Source organism: Lactobacillus iners (assembly GCF_011058775.1).
In the GTDB taxonomy this organism is placed as follows: domain Bacteria; phylum Bacillota; class Bacilli; order Lactobacillales; family Lactobacillaceae; genus Lactobacillus; species Lactobacillus iners.
This window is the reverse complement of record NZ_CP049230.1, coordinates 961345-980876: the sequence shown is the minus strand read 5'-3', so window position 1 is coordinate 980876 and position 19532 is coordinate 961345. Positions and strand designations below refer to the sequence as shown.

At 32.4% G+C, this 19532-nt stretch carries 23 protein-coding genes and 2 pseudogenes; 22 read left to right on the top strand and 3 right to left on the bottom strand.

What is annotated here, in order from left to right; all coding sequences use genetic code 11:
• The first annotated feature begins 3 nt into the window (after window positions 1-3).
• The 3 genes from gatB to G6Z82_RS04795 all read left to right on the top strand — a co-directional run bounded on the left by gatB (window position 4) and on the right by G6Z82_RS04795 (window position 3122).
• Window positions 4-1434, top strand: coding sequence for an Asp-tRNA(Asn)/Glu-tRNA(Gln) amidotransferase subunit GatB (gene gatB, locus G6Z82_RS04805; protein WP_006729628.1), 1431 nt, complete (start codon window positions 4-6; stop codon window positions 1432-1434).
• Between the two features lie 19 nt (window positions 1435-1453).
• A complete protein-coding gene (locus G6Z82_RS04800; protein WP_006731235.1) occupies window positions 1454-2362 on the top strand; it encodes a diacylglycerol kinase family lipid kinase in 909 nt (302 codons plus the stop codon).
• Between the two features lie 88 nt (window positions 2363-2450).
• The gene (locus G6Z82_RS04795; protein WP_164785862.1) at window positions 2451-3122 is read left to right on the top strand and encodes a L,D-transpeptidase; all 672 of its coding nucleotides are present in this window, start codon (window positions 2451-2453) and stop codon (window positions 3120-3122) included.
• A 43-nt stretch (window positions 3123-3165) separates the two neighbouring features.
• Here G6Z82_RS04795 and G6Z82_RS04790 read toward each other — a convergent pair whose 3' ends face one another.
• Together G6Z82_RS04790 and nhaC are read right to left on the bottom strand one after the other, a co-directional pair.
• Window positions 3166-3879, bottom strand: coding sequence for a Bax inhibitor-1/YccA family protein (locus G6Z82_RS04790; protein ID WP_006729631.1), 714 nt, complete (start codon window positions 3877-3879; stop codon window positions 3166-3168).
• Between the two features lie 75 nt (window positions 3880-3954).
• Entirely contained in the window at window positions 3955-5334 is a 1380-nt protein-coding gene (gene nhaC, locus G6Z82_RS04785; protein WP_164785861.1) for a Na+/H+ antiporter NhaC, read from the bottom strand.
• A 355-nt stretch (window positions 5335-5689) separates the two neighbouring features.
• On the opposite strand from nhaC, the gene rlmD reads away from it, so the two are divergent.
• The 18 genes and pseudogenes from rlmD (at window position 5690) to G6Z82_RS04700 (ending at window position 17948) form a co-directional block, all read left to right on the top strand.
• Window positions 5690-7033 carry a 23S rRNA (uracil(1939)-C(5))-methyltransferase RlmD gene (gene rlmD / locus G6Z82_RS04780; RefSeq protein ID WP_164785860.1) on the top strand — a complete coding sequence of 448 codons (1344 nt, stop codon included), beginning with the start codon at window positions 5690-5692 and terminating at the stop codon, window positions 7031-7033.
• A 171-nt stretch (window positions 7034-7204) separates the two neighbouring features.
• Window positions 7205-7522 carry a GNAT family N-acetyltransferase gene (locus tag G6Z82_RS04775; RefSeq protein WP_006737034.1) on the top strand — a complete coding sequence of 106 codons (318 nt, stop codon included), beginning with the start codon at window positions 7205-7207 and terminating at the stop codon, window positions 7520-7522.
• A 965-nt stretch (window positions 7523-8487) separates the two neighbouring features.
• On the top strand, window positions 8488-9570 hold the full coding sequence (locus G6Z82_RS04770; protein WP_241243732.1) for an SseB family protein: 1083 nt from the start codon (window positions 8488-8490) through the stop codon (window positions 9568-9570).
• A gap of 604 nt (window positions 9571-10174) precedes the next feature.
• On the top strand, window positions 10175-10333 hold the full coding sequence (locus tag G6Z82_RS04765) for a hypothetical protein (RefSeq protein ID WP_006737032.1): 159 nt from the start codon (window positions 10175-10177) through the stop codon (window positions 10331-10333).
• A 254-nt stretch (window positions 10334-10587) separates the two neighbouring features.
• A complete protein-coding gene (locus tag G6Z82_RS04760) occupies window positions 10588-11616 on the top strand; it encodes a S66 family peptidase (protein WP_164785858.1) in 1029 nt (342 codons plus the stop codon).
• A gap of 690 nt (window positions 11617-12306) precedes the next feature.
• The gene (locus G6Z82_RS04755) at window positions 12307-12798 is read left to right on the top strand and encodes an NUDIX hydrolase (protein ID WP_004136327.1); all 492 of its coding nucleotides are present in this window, start codon (window positions 12307-12309) and stop codon (window positions 12796-12798) included.
• 175 nt (window positions 12799-12973) lie between these two features.
• Complete coding sequence (locus tag G6Z82_RS04750; protein WP_206528190.1) at window positions 12974-13369, top strand: recombinase family protein; 396 nt, start codon at window positions 12974-12976, stop codon at window positions 13367-13369.
• 601 nt (window positions 13370-13970) lie between these two features.
• Complete coding sequence (locus tag G6Z82_RS04745) at window positions 13971-14171, top strand: hypothetical protein (RefSeq protein ID WP_164785857.1); 201 nt, start codon at window positions 13971-13973, stop codon at window positions 14169-14171.
• Window positions 14146-14511 (top strand): hypothetical protein, encoded by a 366-nt coding sequence (locus G6Z82_RS04740; RefSeq protein WP_102878248.1) that lies wholly within the window; start codon window positions 14146-14148, stop codon window positions 14509-14511. The genes G6Z82_RS04745 and G6Z82_RS04740 overlap by 26 nt, the downstream gene beginning before the upstream one ends.
• 80 nt (window positions 14512-14591) lie before the next feature.
• A complete protein-coding gene (locus G6Z82_RS04735; protein ID WP_164785856.1) occupies window positions 14592-14735 on the top strand; it encodes a hypothetical protein in 144 nt (47 codons plus the stop codon).
• Window positions 14736-14868: 133 nt separating this feature from the next.
• Window positions 14869-15276, top strand: a complete 408-nt coding sequence (locus tag G6Z82_RS04730; RefSeq protein ID WP_164785855.1) for an NUDIX domain-containing protein — start codon at window positions 14869-14871, stop codon at window positions 15274-15276.
• Complete coding sequence (locus G6Z82_RS04725; RefSeq protein WP_102720336.1) at window positions 15269-15490, top strand: GTPase; 222 nt, start codon at window positions 15269-15271, stop codon at window positions 15488-15490. The genes G6Z82_RS04730 and G6Z82_RS04725 overlap by 8 nt, the downstream gene beginning before the upstream one ends.
• 90 nt (window positions 15491-15580) lie before the next feature.
• Window positions 15581-16000, top strand: a pseudogene (locus G6Z82_RS04720) (ORF6N domain-containing protein); the annotation flags it as partial.
• Window positions 15985-16062 (top strand): annotated as a pseudogene (locus G6Z82_RS04715) (single-stranded DNA-binding protein); the annotation flags it as partial. The pseudogenes G6Z82_RS04720 and G6Z82_RS04715, both read left to right, overlap by 16 nt.
• An 18-nt stretch (window positions 16063-16080) precedes the next feature.
• Window positions 16081-16566, top strand: a complete 486-nt coding sequence (locus tag G6Z82_RS04710) for an NUDIX hydrolase (protein WP_006738226.1) — start codon at window positions 16081-16083, stop codon at window positions 16564-16566.
• 197 nt (window positions 16567-16763) lie between these two features.
• Window positions 16764-17198 carry a cytidine deaminase family protein gene (locus G6Z82_RS04705; protein WP_164785854.1) on the top strand — a complete coding sequence of 145 codons (435 nt, stop codon included), beginning with the start codon at window positions 16764-16766 and terminating at the stop codon, window positions 17196-17198.
• Window positions 17176-17337, top strand: a complete 162-nt coding sequence (locus G6Z82_RS06735; protein ID WP_420898748.1) for a CD1845 family protein — start codon at window positions 17176-17178, stop codon at window positions 17335-17337. Before G6Z82_RS04705 ends, G6Z82_RS06735 begins: the two co-directional genes overlap by 23 nt.
• Before the next feature lie 26 nt (window positions 17338-17363).
• Window positions 17364-17948 (top strand): DUF7010 family protein, encoded by a 585-nt coding sequence (locus tag G6Z82_RS04700; RefSeq protein WP_035506590.1) that lies wholly within the window; start codon window positions 17364-17366, stop codon window positions 17946-17948.
• Between the two features lie 576 nt (window positions 17949-18524).
• Here G6Z82_RS04700 and G6Z82_RS04690 read toward each other — a convergent pair.
• Entirely contained in the window at window positions 18525-18659 is a 135-nt protein-coding gene (locus tag G6Z82_RS04690; RefSeq protein ID WP_228487860.1) for a helix-turn-helix transcriptional regulator, read from the bottom strand.
• Between the two features lie 265 nt (window positions 18660-18924).
• On the opposite strand from G6Z82_RS04690, the gene G6Z82_RS04680 reads away from it, so the two are divergent.
• The gene (locus G6Z82_RS04680) at window positions 18925-19356 is read left to right on the top strand and encodes a hypothetical protein (RefSeq protein ID WP_163623579.1); all 432 of its coding nucleotides are present in this window, start codon (window positions 18925-18927) and stop codon (window positions 19354-19356) included.
• The last annotated feature ends 176 nt before the right edge of the window (window positions 19357-19532 follow it).

Here is a 19532-nt window from a genome sequence, read left to right as displayed (position 1 = left end):
TTAATGAATTTTAAATCGACTATCGGATTGGAAGTCCACTTCGAATTAAAGACTAAAAGTAAAATCTTTTCTCCATCACCGGTTACTTATGGTGCAGAAGTTAATACTGCTACTAATGTAATTGATTGGGGAATGCCTGGTGTTTTGCCAATGGTTAACAAGGAAGTATATCGCTTAGGATTGATGGTTGCATTGGCAACAAATTCACAAATTTCACCAGTTACCCATTTTGATCGTAAAAACTATTATTATCCTGATAATCCTAAGGCTTACCAAATTACTCAATTTTTCCAACCCTTAGCTCGCAATGGTTATATTGAGGTTGAAGTTAATGGAAAAAAGAAACGAATTGGTATTCATGAAATGCATATCGAAGAAGATGCAGGTAAAAACACGCACGGAACCAATGGTTATTCATATGTTGACTTGAACCGTCAGGGTGTTGCTTTGCTTGAAGTTGTGTCTGAACCTGATATGGAAACACCAGAAGAAGCTTATGCTTATCTTGAAAAATTACGTCAAATTGTTCAGTTTACTGGTGCATCTGATGTTAAGATGGAAGAAGGCTCCATGCGTGTTGATACCAATATTTCTATTCGACCTGCTGGTCAAAAGGAATTAGGTACGAAAGTGGAAATGAAAAATTTAAATTCTTTCCAACATGTTCGTCAGTCTTTAGCTTATGAAGAAAAACGCCAAGCTGCTGTATTACTTTCTGGCGGTCAAGTTCAACTTTCAACGCGTCGTTTTGATGAATCTACAGGTAAGACCGTATTAGAGCGTGTTAAGGAAGGGGATGCAGATTATCGCTACTTCCCAGAACCTGATATTGCACCATATCATATTAAACAAAGTTGGATTGATGAAATTAAAGCCTCATTGCCTGAGTCACCATTTGATCGTCGTAAACGTTATGTTAATGAATATGGCATTAAAGAATATGACGCAGATGTTATTTTACAGACTAAAGAGTCTAGTGATTTTTATGATGCAACTGTTAAAGCTGGTGCCGATGCAACATTGGCAGCTAATTGGCTGAATACACAAGTTAATGGATATCTGAATGAAAAGCAAGTTGATCTTGATGAAGTTAAATTAACGCCAGAGCATTTAGCTCAAATCATTAAGATGATTCAAGATGGTACTATTTCATCTAAGATTGCTAAGAAGGTATTTCAAGAAAGTATTGAACATGGTACTGAACCAAAGAAATATGTTGCTGACAAAGGAATGATTCAATTATCAGATTTATCTGTTTTAGCTCCATTAGTTGCTAAAATTGTAGATAATAATCCTCAATCAGTAGAAGATTTTAAAAATGGTAAAGATCGTGCAATTGGTTTCTTAGTTGGTCAAATTATGAAAGAAACTCATGGTAAGGCTAACCCTAAAGTTGTTAATGAATTAATTAATAAAGAATTACAAAGTCGCTAATTGAGAAAGGACAAGGAAAATGACAAAGAGAGCACGTTTGATTTACAATCCTGTATCTGGTCATGAACAAAATATTAGAAATGTTGCTAGTATTTTAGATATTTTAGAACAAGCTGGATATGAAGCTAGTGCTTTTAGAACCACAGCTGAACCTTTTTCTGCTCAAAAAGAAGCTAATCGAGTTGGTAAAGATGGTTTTGAGTTGATTGTTGGTGCTGGTGGTGATGGTACTATTAATGAAATTGTAAATGGGATTGCTCCTTTAGATCATCGACCTCAGATGGCTGTTATTCCGTCAGGTACTACGAATGACTTTGCCCGTGCATTAAAAATACCACGTGATGATTTGGTAGCTGCTGCTAGGTTAGTTTTGCAAGGAAAGACCAGAAAAATGGATATTGGCAAAGCTGGCGACAAATATTTTATGAATATAGCTGCCAGTGGATCGTTAACTGAATTGACGTATGGTGTTCCTTCTGAATGGAAATCTATTCTAGGTTATACTGCATATTTATTAAAGGGAGCAGAGATGTTTCCAAAAATCAGTAATAATAAGATGAGATTAACTTATGATAAGGGAGTATACGAAGGCGATTTGTCAATGTTCTTTTTAGGGATGACTAATTCGATTGGTGGCTGGGAACAAGTAATGCCTGATGCTCAATTATCGGATGGGTTGTTTCAATTAATTGTTGTGAAAACATCTAACCCGATTGATATTCTACGATTAATGGCGATGGCAATTAATGGTAACCATGTAAAGGATCCTAACATTATTTATACGAAGACTAGATCTTTGAAAGTAGAGTTATTAGATAATTCGCACTCCAAGAAAAAGATAGCTGTTAATTTAGATGGTGATATTGGTGGATATTTACCGATGAGTTTTACCAATTTACAGCAACATATTGAGTTTTTTGTTGGTTAATATTAATACAAAAGAAAAATAGATAGTTTAATCTATCTATTTTTTATATATAATAATAGTATGGTATATCAAAAAAAGTAGGGGGGTGTTGATAATATTCAATAAAAATAATTTAAACATAAAAATTAAGCATTTTAAATTTGGTTATATTGCAGTTGGCATTGTAGTTGTCTTTGCGATGGCAATGGCTAGTTGTGTTTTTGCTAGGAAAAATAGCAAGCATAGTTCTACATTACGTACATCGAAAGTATCCTTGCAAAAGAAAATATCTAGACCCTATCCAGATCCGACTGATTTAGTTAAGGAAGGAGAATGGAAAAAATCTAGTGAGAAAAAAGCATATCCTAATCTAAAAAAAGTTAAGAAATTAGTTATACGTGTTTCCATTAAGGGAAATAGAGTTTATTTACTTGATAATAATAAAGTTATCTATACTATGTTAGCTAGTTGTGGTAAGTATAAAAATGGCAAATCATTAACACCTCTTGGCAAATATCAGATTATTGGTGGTAGGGGAGATAAATTTTTTAATTCTAAGCTTAATGAAGGTGCTCTAAATTGGGTTAGTTGGACGGAAAATTGTGTATATTTATTTCATTCTGTTCCAATATGTAAGAATCAGAAAATAAATAAATCTGAAGCTGCAAAATTAGGCAAGCAGCCAGCTTCTAATGGTTGTATACGTCTTAGTTTGCCAGATTCTAAATGGCTTATGGATAATGTACCTACGGGTACACCTGTTGTTATTAAAATGCATTAAAAAAGAACTACATGTCGTGAACATGTAGTTCTTTTTTTCGCTATTAACGGCGATTGTCGCTAAAACCAAAAATCTGTAAAAATTGGATAAATAAATTAATAAAATCTAGATACAAAGTCAATGCACCGATTATAGCTAAGCTTGTAGTAGCAATTTCGTCATGATTTTGAATGAAGATATTCTTCATTTTTTGAGCATCCCATGCAGTCAAAATTGTAAAGATAACAACTGCAATATAAGAAAAGATGTAGGTTACCATAGGATTACGCAAAAACATATTGATAATAGTAGCTACGATTAAACCGATTAAGGCAGCTGATGCGTAAGATCCTAAATTACTTAAATCTTTCTTTGTTGTCGTGCCGATGAAAGCCATCGTGATAAATACAGCACTACTTGATAAAAAAGCGGCAGTGATGCTTGTTTGAGTGAATGCTAAACAGATAATAGAGAAAGTTAATCCATAAACCATCGCTGTAAGCATTAATAACACAAATGATAAAATAGGATTTTTACTAAAACTAGTTCCAATGATCAAGGCAAATGGTAATATCAATAGTACAAAAGATAGTGCATGATTTTGGCTTAAAGCGTTGAAAAATTGGTTAGCGAAAAAGTGTAAAACTGTATATGCAGTCGCAGCTGAAACTAAAATTGCTAGGGCTACGATACTATACATTTTAGTTAGAAAACGATTCAAAGCAACATTATCAACAATGCTACGACGTGTTTGAAAAATATTTTCAAAATTATTCATTATTTCCTCCCATATAATAATTAAATACTATAGATTTAACTAATATTATAACTTATATTTTATACTAAACCAAAATTATTGCATTATACCATGTATTCTTTTTAATCCAATACCGCTAATTCCAGAAATGATGGAAAAAATAGGTGAAAATAGACTGAAAAATGTAAATGGTAAAAAGGTTAAAACTGGTACGCCTAAGGTTGAAGCTGCAAAAGCACCAGCTACTCCCCAAGGAATTAAATAGTTGATAACACTCCCGCCGTCTTCTAGAACACGACTGAGTGCTAATGATGATAAGCATAATTTAGTGTATGCGGACTTATATGCCCTTCCTGGTAAAATAACAGACAAATATTGTTCGCCAACTAATAAATTAATGCCAATGCCTGATAAGATTGTAGCAATGATTAAGCTACCAGGCGTTTTTAATTTAGCAACTAGAGGACTCATTGCACTTTGTACAATGTTAAATTTCATTAATAATCCACCTAGTGATAAGGTTGAAATAATTAAAGCGACTGTTTCCATCATGCTAGCAATTCCTCCACGACTTAAAAGGGCATTGAATGCTGCATCGTTGGTTTTAGCCACATAACCATTAACAATAATTTTATTCAGTGAAGCTATTGATTGGTGTGGATTTTGGATAAAAATTATAATAATAGAGATGGTAATATTTAAAAATAAAGTTGGAATAGCTGGTATTTTTTTCCATGCACAAAGTACCATAAAAATAATTGGAATGATGGTCCACCATGAAATCATAAAATGACTTTTTAAAATATGTGATAAAGTTTCAATTCTAGTTGCATTCATTGCACCACCATGACCTAAAATGGTAAATAATAATAATGAGCAGAAGAAAGCTGGTAAGGTAGACCATAACATATTTTTAATATGTGCAAATAACTCACTTTCTGCGACAGCCGATGCTAAATTAGTCGAATCAGATAGTGGCGACATTTTATCGCCAAAAACCGCTCCCGAAATGATAGCTCCAGCTACTAATCCAGGATTAGCTTTCATCGAAATGCCGATACCAAATAAGGCAATACCTATAGTTGAAATGGTTGTAAAACCTGATCCGATAGCTACGCCGATAATTGTACAGACTAGAAAGACGGATGGTATAAAATAGTTACCATTTAGTAAGTGAAAACCTAAATACATAATGGATGGAATAATGCCACTTTTAATCCATAGGCTGATTAGAGCTCCAATTAGGATAAAAATAAAGATAGGGATAATTGCGACACCAATACCTTCTTTGATACCATCTTGAATTGACTGCCAACTGCAACCATGAAAAAATTTGATCCAAAAAATAAATAGGCAAATAGTAAACAATACTGGAACTTCTGGTGCTATTCCCAATTTAATTACTGAGGTTCCTAGAATGAATAATAAAGCAAGTAAAATACAGATTGCTTCATTGAATGTAACTTTGTGTTTCATAAAATGCTCCAAATAAAAAAACCGTTGATATATAAATCAACGGGACGATATGATAACCGTGGTACCACCCATATTAATGCTACGCAATACTCATATCAGGTGATAACGGCACTGAATATGGCCGAATAAATCATGTTTTACATGTCCGCTGTAATTCGAAAATTTTGCCTGACCGATTTGCACCTACCATCGGCTCTCTTGCTCTTAACAAAATTTCTACTAAAACGAATTTTCTGAAAACATGATAGCAATATTAAAATGCAATGTCAATAAAAATTGAATAAGTTTCAAATATACACAAATTGCGGCTTTTTTTGTATCATATAGTAATGAATAACTGGTGTGAGGTTTAAAAATGGAAAAGAATCAAATTGTTGAATTAGAAATAACAGACTTATCTTATGAAGCAATGGGCGTAGCTCACTATGAAGGATTAACAATTTTTGTGAATAATGCTTTACCTGGTGAAATTGTGCAGGCAAAAATATTGAAAATTAAGAAAAATTTTGCTTTTGCCAAAGTTGAAAAGTTCTTACAAAAAAGTTCCGATCGGATGGACGTGCCTCTGCGTCAATGGGTGCAAACTGGTTTAGCTGCTTTAGCTCATATGAAATATGAAAGACAATTAGAATTTAAAAAACAGCAGGTAGTGAATTTGTTAGAAAAAGTCCATCTTAATAAAAAAGTTAATGACTGTTTAGCTAGTCCAGAATCAATAGCATACCGAAATAAGGCCCAAGTTCCCGTTAGAATGGTTAATGGTCAATTAGAAGTTGGTTTCTTTAGAAAACATTCGCATGACTTAGTACCAATGACTGATTTTTTAACAACTGACAAAAAAATAGATGCAGCCGTGGTAGCTGTTAGAGATATTTTGCGAAGATTTAATGTTCCCGCATATGATGAAATTAAACACAATGGTGAGGTTAGGTATTTAGAAATCAGAAGAAGCAAAGCTAATGGGCAATTAATGATTGTTTTAGTTTGCTTGCATAAATCTTTTAAAAATCTTGATGCCGTAGTCCAAGCTATCAAATCATTAGACGATGTTGCCTGTGTTATTTTAAATCATAATCCACATAAGACGAATGTGATTTTAGGTGAAAAAGAATATATTTTAGCAGGTAATGGAGAAATAGTTGATAAAATTGGTGATTTATCATTTAAGATTTCATCACAAAGTTTTTTCCAAATAAATTCGTTGCAGACACCACGTTTATATAATTTGGCTATTCAAAAAGCCCAACTGACAGCTGATGATGTAGTAATCGATGCTTATTCTGGTATTGGTACAATTGGTTTATCAGTTGCTAAGCATGTAAAAAAAGTGTTAGGTGTTGAAATTGTAAGGGATGCAGTGAAAGATGCCAAAAAAAATGCCATTTTAAATGGCATCAATAATGCAGAATATTTTGAGGGAAAAGCAGAAGAATTAATGCCACAGTGGGCTAATGAAGGCTTAAAAACTGATGTAATTTTTGTTGATCCACCACGCAAGGGACTTACAGATACTTTTATTAAGGCAGCAGTAGCAACTAGTCCTAAAAAAATTGTCTATATTTCGTGTAATCCAGCTACTATGATTAGAGATTTGCAGATTTTTCAAACAGCAGGTTATGATTTTGATTGCATTGATCCAGTTGATATGTTTCCGCAAACGCCACATGTGGAGAGTGTTGTGTTGATGTCAAGAAAATAACTAGTAAAGGGAAGGAGGGACTGTATGATTACCGAACGATTAAAGATAAGAAAATTTACCAACAATGATCTGAGGGACCTATACAGTCTACTTTCAGATGAAGATGTCATGGAATTTATAGAAGCTCCGTTTTAATGGGAAAAAACAGCGAATTTTCTAAATAGTGTCGCATTGATTGATTCTCCTTTAATCTATGCGGTAGAAGATTTTAATCAGAAGTTTATCGGATATGTAATATTTCATGAGTATGACAAAGACTCCTTCGAACTTGGTTGGATACTAAATAAGGGAGACTGGGGGAAAGGATATGCCAATGAATTAACAAAAGCCTTTATAAAGATTAGTTCAAAGATAGGGAAAAACTTGATTATTGAGTGTGACCCAACCCAAGAAATCTCCAAACGAATTGCGATGAAATATGATTTTGAATTTCTTGGAGAAAGTGATGGTTGCAGTGTATTCAAAAGAAAGCTGATTAATAAGATTTGAAAAGGTGACAAAGTGAGAAATTGAAAGAATACACGACTTTAGGTTACTGAATAAATTCTAGTTAAATACCGAAAACATACCACTCAATTAGCTGCTTAAATAAAATTCCAACTTTTTGGGTTCACATTAATAGTGAAAAATAAGAAAATAGCTTAACATTATGCATGAACTATACGGCTTGAAATAGAAAAGTAAATTTCCAGTTTGAAATGGGTATAATTAAATATATTTTTATGTATAAAAACAAACGGAAAACAAACAAATTGCGTTTAGTAGTACATTTGTTTCCTCATATATAATTTAAGCAATGAATATTAGTAAAAAAATATCTTTATATGGAGACTATATATGAAGGAAGTAATCAATTAGAATATAAAGAAATAAATTGTGGTATAGAAAAAATTTACGAATAAAATGAGAAATACGTAGTAATAGCAGGTGTAGGAAGGAATGGTTTTATTGTATCAGTGTATACAGGAGGTTCAATATAGTGAAAAGATTAAAAATAATGATAGATTTTATATCAGCTCCATTATGGAAAGATACTTTTGAAACACAAAAAAAGAATTAGTAACAGTAATCGAAGTAATAGATAATGATGAATACCTACAAAAATTAAACGAAGAAATTCAAGATTTATATTCGTCTATTACAAAAAATTATAATAATGAACCAGTTTATTTTGTTGAAAAAAAAGACTTGATAAAGAAAAAATGTTAGATTTACTTGAAAGACTTATAAATAGACAAAATGAAATTAATGATGGTAGTTTTGTGATTGATTACAGATAAACATAAAGAATAATGAATCCATAAAAAATATATGGGATTAGAGTTGGCACATTGGATAGTGGAGGCGGAGTGATGGTTTCACTCTATTTTTTGGATATAGCAAATATAGAAGAGATTATAGAAACGTTATATTAGAAACTGGCAGAAACATATTATAAGGAGGAAGTATTGGGCATGAAGTATAGTGAAGTAGGTTTTAGAGCTTTTTATCATAATTTTGTTGCTGTTCCAATTAAGGATAATCTGAAGGAGGTAGTAGAAGATTTTCCTGGAGCAGATAAAGCAAATTACATTTTAACATATGGATATATTGATCATACAGAAGGATTAACACTTGAAGTGTTGGCTACTTCGGTTAAGCATGATGAAAGTTTTATTTTTGGAGTTGGAAATACAGAAAAATCATCAAAGATTAGAATTGGATCTTTTATGAATGATGAATGTTTTTATTTTGATGATAAAGACGAAAAAATGTATAAAAGTTATGCAGACAAGATAGAAATGTTAGAGATCTATAATGCGGGAGATGAAGTAGAAGAATCTCGCAATATGCATTTCTTAGATGAATCAAGAAACCCGGAATATCCTGATGATGTATTGGTATATCTATTGAAAGATGGAAATAATCCGGAAGGATGCTGGGTACGGATTGAAGGTTTAGCAGAAGATCATATTTTCGGAACTTTGCTTAATGAACCTGAGCAGGATTTTGGTTGTCACGAAGGTGATAAGATTCCATTTTACGTGAAACATAATGATTATAAAGACATATCACTATGGTCTAATATGAATCAAAGTTCAATAATCACTGCTGAAGACTTAGAAGATGGAACGATGCTGGAAGCTGCCATCCACACTTTTAACGAAGAGCGTACTACGGAGCACTTGATGGATATCATGGCGATCTTACGAGATAGCTATGTGTGGGTTCCATGCAATGCTGTAATGAGCGATGAAGATCAATCAAGATTGACTGCTAAGGATTTAAAGATTGGTGAAGAATTTACTACTCATGATCAAATAAGGATGGTTCCTGATATATTACAAAGTGGCGATGAATTTTTCTTTCCTGTATTTTCTAATATAGAAGCAATGGGTGAGTATGGAAATGGGTTCTCCAAAGTGCAGAAACATTTCTTAGAAGCACTTGTGCTTGCAAAGAATAATGAAAAAGATCTGGCAGGTATAGTTATAAATGCTTTTTCGGAGCCGTATATACTAGATAAAGAATTATGGAATTTATTCGATAAGATTTAATCTCGAATTCAAATATAATGTTATGAAGATAATTATAGAATTATATTAAGTTATTGGTACTCATGGATGTATTAAACGAAAAGCAGATCAACACTATTTTAATCAAGGATTATAAGAACTTATTAAACGATTAAAACATAACAAAGTCTTAGTTCATGGTACAAATGGGTTTTTAGTTTCAGCTTATCCAATATGGACTAAGTACTATGACGAAATAAAAAACAAACTGATGACAGGAATAGAAACAGTTGATAATGATGAAGAATTATGGACACTTAATGATGGAATACAAGACTTGTATTCTTCATTTTTTAAATAGACTACAAAGAGGAGCCTGTGTATTTTGATAAAGAAGAAAAATTAAATAAAGTTAAAATGTTAGGCTTAATTAAAAAATTAATTGTCAGAATAGAACGAATCAATATTTTGAGTTTAAAATCTCCATAGAGGGTATATAAATTTATTAAATAGTTACGATATCCCTCTATTAGGGACATAATCTATTAATACTATATATTGCCAAAAGACAAATAGAAGGCTACGAAATAGACTTTATTTGTAAAAAAATGAGGAGATAATTTATATTCGGGTAAGTTTGAGCTTGATGGATGAAAAGACTAGAGAGAGTGAATTTAGACCTCCTAAAATGAAAAAAGATAACTATCCTAAGATTATATTAAGTTTAGATACTCTTGATTTTTCAAAATCAGGTTTTAAGCATATTAATGCAGAACAATTTTTAAATGGTAAAGTAGATTTATAAGGTACCGATACTAAGAGTCACATACTATTATTATTAAAAGTTTCAATGGATTTTTTCCATTATGTCTACTATAGGTACGTTTGAAGCCCTAACCCTGATTTCACGAGATTAACATAGTTAATTGATGTGAAATAGTGGTAGGTGATGAAAAGCTTTCATAAGAGATATGGCCTGTGAAGCATCGACTGGCAAGAAAGTGACTGCTGAGACTGTAGTATTGATGTCAAGAAAATAAGTATCTACAAGGAGGAAAAATGATAAAGAAAATAGGAATTGTTAGTTTATCTAGTGGTGTTTTGGGGGAAAGTTTTGTTGAGCATGAAATAAAAATAGGATTAGACAGATTAAATAAGCTAGGAGTAGAGATAGAGTTTTTACCTAATTCTCTGAAAGGCATTGATTTTTTAAAAAATCATCCAGAAGCTAGGGCAGATGATTTGCTACTTGCTTTTGAAGATGACACTATTGATATGATTTTATGTGCTATTGGTGGAGAAGATACTTATAGATCAGCACCTTATTTGTTCGAAGGCGATAGATTAAAAAATATTGTCAAACAAAAACTTTTTTTAGGCTTTTCTGACTCAACAATAAATCACTTTATGCTAAATAAACTTGGCATAAAAACATTTTATGGTCAGGCTTTCTTGACAGATGTATGCGAACTATCTGATAACATGTTAGCTTATACAGAAAAATACTTTTTAGAACTTGTAAAAACAGGGAAAATAAAAGAGATACACCCTAGTGAAGTTTGGTATGAGGAAAGGGAAGATTATAGCGAGAAAGCTGTAGGAATAGAAATGAAAAGTCATACTAATACCGGTTTTGAGCTTTTAAGAGGAAATCCTATATTTAGTGGGAAAATTTTAGGCGGATGCATAGAATCAATATATGATATGTTCGATAATTCTTTATTTGAAGATACAGTAGAAATTTGTAGTAAATATGATTTATTTCCAAACCTTGAGGAATGGGAGAATAAAATTTTACTTATAGAAACAAGCCAAGAAAAAATAAAACCAGATTTATATAGGAAAATGATACTTGCTCTAAAAGACTACGGAATATTTGATAAATTATCAGGAATACTAGTAGGGAAACCTCAAAATGAAATCTATTATGAGGAGTATAAATCTATTTTATTAGAAGAAATTACCAATAAAGATTTACCTATTGTTTATAATATAAATATTGGACACTCAACTCCAAGATGTATAATTCCTTTTGGGGCAGAAGCAGAAGTAAATGTAAGTAGACAAACTATATCCTTTAATTATTAAACAAAATTGAGCTAAGACATGAGCTGTTTTTTCCTACTTTAGAATTATTTAGTAAATTATAAGATGCTTATTGATTAACCTATTCCCACATACGAGGATTTTGAGAAATATTAAAATTTATCCATACTGAACTACTCAAGCCACGTTGAGAGTGTCGTATTGATGTCAAGGGCTTAATAGGTGGGTGCAAATTTGCCTTTGTGTAGCAGTGGTTTGCGAGGGCTATCGTTAAAAGATTTAGTATACGGCGGCTGTAAGATAGCTCGGCGTGTTTTTTGAGCACAGTTTGGCTGTATTGGGAAGATATCAACGCTCTATGGTTGAGTGCACAGGATGTTAACGTTAAAAGGTGCACACTTTGCCCCCCCACCCTGTGAAGTGGGAAAATATAGCTCAAAAGGTAAAATGAAACCCGATTATTAGGATGTGCACGAGGAGGTGCTTAAGGAATGGATAATAAGAAGTTTGTCGCAGATACGAAAAAGGATTAATTAGAGTCTAATAGAACTTTAGATATGTATGCAGAGGGTATAAAAGAAATTTTGAGCTCTTTTTATTATAATATTTATTAGTAATACTACATTGGAAAGTAAATATCCGGACTGAAATCCGATTATATATTTGTATCCACTGGAGAAAGATAAAATTCATATTTAATGAAATTGACAATCAGGCCTTATGGAGGGTTTTATGGCTGAGATTTGGGATGCGTATGATAAAGAATTTAATAAATTAAAGAATATTACATTAGTGAGAGGAGAACCAATTCCTGACGGCATGTATCATTTGGTGGGCGAAGTAATTGTTAAACATATAGATGGGACTTACCTTATTATGCAAAGAGATTTTGAAAAGAAATTCGGTGGAATGTGGGAGTTGACAGCAGGTGGTTCTGCATTGCAATATGAAACACCATTAGAATGTGCAGTAAGAGAATTAAAAGAAGAAACAGGTATTGAAGCTTCAAAAATTATGGAGATCGGAAGATTTGTGCAGGATGTTTATCACTCTCTTTATGTTGAATATCTATGCGTAACCGATTGTAAGAAAAATGCAATTGCTCTTCAAAAAGGAGAAACGGTTAATTATAAGTGGGTAGATAAAAAGAGCCTTTTGGAAATGAGCCAAGACGAGTTAGTATCATCAAGGGCAATCAAACTTATTAAAACAGTAGATATATAAATTCAAGTTTGGCTGTTTGAGGGAAGATATCAACGCTCTAGGGTCGAGTGCACAGGATGTTAACGTTAAAAAGTGCACCCACTTTGCCCCCCACCCTGTGAAGTGGGAAAATAAGGTTTAGGCTAATTATCATGGAGAAGAAATCTAAGTTTCGTTAGTCTAATAATAAGGAGAGATGGCTCTGGATAAGATAGATGAGCTAAATAAAGATGTTATAGTCATCCATCCTCAGCGTGTGATTAAGGATTATGCGGTTGGGGTTTATGCTCGTGTGAGCACAAATCGTAAAGAGCAGTTGGATAGTCTTGCTGTTCAGGTGTCTGGTCTTACTCGTCTTGCTGCTGCTCACATGACTTGGTTTGTTGCTGATGTTTTTCTTGATGTTGCTTCCGCTAAGGTTGGATCTTCAAGAAACGAGTTTAATTGGATGATTGATGAGTGTGAGAAAGGTAATCTTGATATTATTCTTACGAAAAGTGTGAGCCGTTTTGGTCGTGATACGAAAGAAGGATTAGAGGTTATTAGAAAGATTCGATCATGTGGTACAAGGATTATCTTTATAAGGCATTAAGACTAACTAGTTATTTTTTTATTAAATAAAACAAAAAAATCTTGATTGAAGAATTCTATATTAATATTATTGAATTTATTCTTGAAAAAATCTAATAAATTTATATGTCAAAACAAAAGTTTTTGATGTTTTTATGTTAAAAAGTAGAATAAGTTTGGAAAATGGAATATAAATAAATATGCCAACAGTTAAATTTAAGTGGAACTAGTTTGCGGAATCATATCAATTATTTAAAGATGCGTATGCTAATATGTTGCTAAATGAATCAATAGAACTAATGAAATAAAATATATAAATGATATATAAAATGTTATATAGAGAACTATTTAAATCTCATATGATAAAATGGTTATGTGAAACAGCCAAAACAACTTTTTGGCAAAGTTTATATACTTATTGATTTAAATTAGAGAATTAAACTCGAGGAATGTATAACTATAATAAGGAAAGGATGGGGTGTTATATAATATGAACACTGTGTTTTCAGAATTAAAAAAGATGAATTTTGAAATATGGCTTCCTATATTGATATCTTTGGTAACTCTTATATATACAATTTTAAACAATAATAAACTCAATAAGAGAACAAAAAAATGAAGAATTGAATAAATTAAATGAAAAGTGGAAAAAAGATTTTGAAATTTATAAAGAAGAAAAAAGACAAGAAGATATGCTAAATAATAAATTATTAACAGAAATAAGTACTAGAGCTTCAATTGTTCCATATTTTAATATAGTTTTAGATGATAATAGAATAAAAAAGAGAAGAAGAATTTTTGATTTTAGAGGTTGGTCTTATTAATATAGGTAAAGAAAGTGCAACGAATATACAATTGGATCCAGTATTTCCTGATAAAAAATTAGAAGGTTATTTTATAAGTTGTGCATATTCCGAGAAAAAATATCATATCTATGAATATTTAAGTCAATATTATGCTATAGCAAGAGAAGAAGTTACTTTTAGGATTAGATTAGATTTACCTAAGGGCGAAAGAATAAATGATTTTTTAAAGTTTAGAATTAAATATTATGATTTAATAGGAAATACTTATAAGCAAGAATTCAGATTTGGATTTTATATGTTGAACGATTCTTGGGGATATAACTTAGATAATAGCTCATATAGGCCTATTACAAATTAAAATAAATAGAAGAGAATTTTAGAAATCAAATTTAGGCGATAGAAAGTGAAAAGTGATGTGACCCCAAAAAGTTAGACTTTTTGGGGTCACATCAAAATGAAGAAGATTTTAAAACTTGTGTCAATTTTGTTGTTGGTAATGGATATCATTATTGTCTGTGGATAAAATATTTAGGTGTACATTTGTTAAAGAATATTATAATTAATAGAATTTTAATTAGTTAAATTTTTTAGAATTATATAACTACTATATTTGAAATATTGGATAAATTTACTTATCTTTTTCTATCATTTATACTATAAACAAAATGTAGTTTAATTTTTGTAAAAAATTCAAATTATTGAGAAGGAATGATTTATGCGAGCAAGTATGTTTGTTATTGATAAAACTGGAGATTATGTTGTTATAATTAAAAGATATAAAGACGGAAGAGAATATTATGTTGTTCCTGGCGGGAAGGTAGTAGTTGGAGAGAGTGTTCAACATGCTGCAATTAGAGAAATTTCTGAGGAATTAGATTTAAATATTAATGAATCAGACATAATTGGGTCACTAAATGGTGATGATAATGTGTTTTTCTTGGCAAAAACTGGTTATAAGCAAGGTGGGCTTAGTATTCATGGTGAAGAGAAGTCAAGAAGTAATCTAGATAATGTATATCAACCTATATGGATTAGAATTAGTGAAATTTCTAGATTGGAAATTTTTCCAAAGTTTGATAAGAATAGATTCTCAAAGATAGTTGGAGATAAGTGTAATGAATAGTGTGATCTTTTGCTTTGAAGGTGCTAACGATGTCGGGAAGAGTACACTATTAAAGAAATTATCAAATAATTCTTTGTGCCAAAATTTTGAATTAGGTACGACAGAAAAACTACAGGATTATGAGTGGTGGTTTCACAATAGTAGTCCATATGAGCTTATTGATGAAATAATAGGATTAGTAACTAAGAGAGAAAGAAATTTGCAGTTTTTGTGAGAGTACGGTTTGTTTGGTAGATAAAGGCTATATGACATTGTTTTCTAGATTAAAAGCGACCTTTCTTTTGAGCGGCATTGTCCCGAACGAATTATCAAAATATATGGTTATGAAACTAAAAACTTTAATAGACAGGTAAAAAACAATATTGAAAAGTTTGAAGGCGAAGATTTTATGTTTCAACTGACCGCGAATGAGTTTGAAAACTTGAGGTGCAAAAATTTCACCTCAAGTTGGGGTGGCTCAAGGTACCTACCAAATGCCTTTACAGAACAAGGTATTTACATGATTATGACGGTATTAAGAGGTGAACTTGCGATTAGGCAAAGCAGAGCCTTAATTAGAACATTTAAGCAGATGAAAGACTTTATTATTGAGAATCAAGATTTTATCGGTTCAAAAGAATTAGTGCAAATTGCTATTAAAACCAACAAAAACACAACTGATATAGCAAAAATAAATGATAAAATCAGCACATTAGCAACAAAAGAAGATTTGAAAAAGGCGATTTGATTCATATCTTTGGCTATTTTAAGAAGCGTGACAAAGAGGGAAATACTTACAAAAGATAAAAAATAAAGGAGTAAACTATGGAACATAATTGCGGATTTATTAACGATAAAAAAGCATTTAGATATAGAGCAGCAGCTATCATAGTCGAAGAGGGTTGTGTGCTATTTGCAAGAAATGATAAGGACGACTATTACTACTCAGTTGGCGGAGCGGTTCACATGGGCGAGACATCAGAAGAAGCCGTAAAGAGAGAAGTATTTGAAGAGACAGGTATTAATTACGAGGTCGATCACCTTGCTGTCATACACGAGCACTTCTTCATCGGCAGCTCTGGCTTAAAAGGAGTAGACTTCCATGAGCTTACATTCTACTACATGATGAAGCCCATGGGCAAAAGAGATTTTACGAGCCAAAGCACTACAGAGTCAGGTGCTAAAGAGACAATGCATTGGTTACCTATAGATGAGCTTGATAAGTGCAAGGCTTACCCGACATTTATGAAAGAATATCTTAAATCGGAGCATAGAGGTGTAGAGCATATAGTTACAGATGAAAGAGATTAAGTAAGCCTACCATTATGGCAAGGGATCGTTACATAAACATATTTCATTAAAATTGACAAATAACCACCAATAGTATACTATAGCAACTAACAGTACCCGACACGCCTCTTAACAATGCGGACCAAGTCGGGTCTTTTGTTTATAAGAATCTTAATAACTATGCGATAAATTCAGGTATTTTAGGAGAAAAGGAATATATGGATATTTGGGATACAATGTATGAAAAGGCGAAGCCGCAATTTCATCCGGAGGAAGCTTCTCCATTCGTTTACGCACATCATGTTGTATGTGCAATAGAAGCTGAAAACGGAGAAATTTTCACTGGGTTCTGCATTGAGAGCTGCAGTGGGGTTCTTAATTTGTGTGCAGAACGCGTGGCCGCTCTTAATATGTATGTTAATAGCGGACAGACGAAGGTGAAGCACTTTATCGCATTCCGCGACAAGGCACCTTATGGCATGGGAAGCGGTATGCCTTGTGGAGCGTGTAGAGAGTTCTTTTATCAATTGAATGAAGAAAATGAAAAAATGGAGATTATGGAGGACTTTGAACAGCGGAAGACTGTCACGTTGAAGGAGCTCATGCCAAATTGGTGGGGCAAAGATAGATATGCTGAAACGAAAGCAAAATGACCGTCCTGCTTGTATAGACAGATCAAGTCTCCCACACTGCCATCCTGGTTTCATATTTAGTCCCTATGGGCTTGAGATGATAGGAGCGACTGTGATAGCGTTTATTGAATTAATAAATTATAAGATTAAGGCAGTGTAGGCAAATTTAAATTTCTGGAGGAGAAAATGGTGGATGAATTAAGAAAAGAAATTGCAATTCAGCAGAAAAAAGGGTTACCATTTATCATGGCATCGGTGATTATATGGCTTCTGATAGTACTTGTGTCAATTTTAGATATCAATATTAATATGAAAAATTTATTGGTATTTTGCTGTTCATGCCCATTATTACCGCTGGCTTGGCTCATTGGTAAACTTATAAAGGTGGATATCTTTTCAAAACAAAATCCACTTGGACAATTAGGCTTCATTTTCACCTTAAATCAAATGATTTATTTATTAATCGTTATGTGGGTGTTTAGTGCGGTTCCGGAAAAGATGATTATGGTATACGCTATGGTGTTTGGAGCACATTTATTTCCCTATTCATGGTTGTATCAATCAAAGGGATATACAGTTGCAGCAATTTCCATTCCAATGATTTCCTTGATTTTAGGATGTGCATTAAACGGCACAACGGTTGCTGTTGCGGCATGTATTATTGAGATAGTATTTGCTTGTGTATTACATATGGAATTAAAGAAAATGGGAGATGACTACAACAAATCCCAGTTTGTAGAGCTTAGCAAGGATCAAGTTTCTATGAAATAGAAATCTAAATATAAATACGTTATGTGTAAATAATTAAGGCGGTAGTAATACCGTCTTTTTTGATGCCTAAAAAGGTTTCAGAATTCAAGGCTAAAGTTTCATTGTATTCAACACGTAATGAAACTATATACGAAAACTGCCAACGAGATTGATGAGCTTAAAGGTAAGAAACAGCAGCTTCTTATAGAAAAAGCAGGTCAAGAAGATGATAAAATACGAATCAGATAAATGGAAGATTTTCTTAAAAAGTGAGCGTCACGATATTAGTGAATATTACGAGAAGCTGGTAAGAAAGTACATCAAGAAAATAAAAGTTTACGAGGACAGATTCAGCATAACTTTTAAAGCAGAGATTAGTGTGAATATTGAAAGGGCATCGTAAAAGCCAAAAGAATGTGAGAATTTTAAATATTACAAAATACAGACTAGGGGGAATCCTCTCTAGGCTGTTTTTATGCTAAAAAATTAAGCTATTAAGCCAATCTTAAACTATTTAACGATAGCTTTTTCTATCGTTAAAAAGTGCACCCACTATCCATTCTGTACACTCAAAATTTAGACAGACTTCCCAATAGATTACTTATCAGTAAATTCAAATAAATCTTCCACTTTTACTTTGAAAATTTTTGCGATATCCATGACCAGTTTCAAAGACGGGTTATATCTACCATTTTCTAGATGAACAATAGTTTCTCTTCTGACATTAACCATTTCAGCCAGCTCTAACGTTGGTATAAATTCATTTTGTAAATCCAACTTCAAAATATGTCCGTTATGGAAATAATTCTAAATAGGGAGAGACGTAAGTTTATGGAAATAAAGCGTGATTACTATCTAGACAAATTAATAAAAAAATAGTATATTTATTAAAATTATTACAGTAATCAGAGCGAATGGGAGATCTTGTCTGCTTAATAATTTGTTTTATGATCATTTGATGTAGAGTCGTGTTAACGAAAAGGAGGTTAGTAGTGTTATGAGGAATAAAACTATTTTTTGTAAAACCATTTTTCAAAGTTGTCTTGTTATGCTTCTGCTGTTAGGTTCTCTCTTTTCTCTTGCTGGGTGCACTGACGATGAGGAAAAAGCAAAGCTTGCGTCGTATCATTGGGAAACGGTAGCAGTGTCTCGTGAAGAGTTTCGTATACCAGAAAACTATATGAATAAGGATGAATTGTATCTCTTCGTTTCACGAGATATTCTTGATTCTCATCAAGATTTGTCTAAAGTCACTCTTGGAGATAAGCATATCAAATTAGTTAACTCATCGTTCAATTTATCTGGTCCAGGGCTTAAAGCTTTATTTTTAGTTGGAAAATTTGATTTAAAAGACAAGCCAGGCTCTGCTGTTCTAAAAGTACCAGGGTTTAAGAAAAAAGGTAATGTTGCTATAGGATATAAGAAATAGCAATATTTTGCACTTGATGTTAGTGCAAAAGTTGAAAGTGTATATATCAGTCGAAAAATCCCATTTGTGCAATTGTGTTACAATATGCGACACAATAATTTATTATATGGGTATTGAGGTTGATTGATATGGCAGTTACTAAAAATGCGAATGCGGATGTGAATGTGAGAATACAA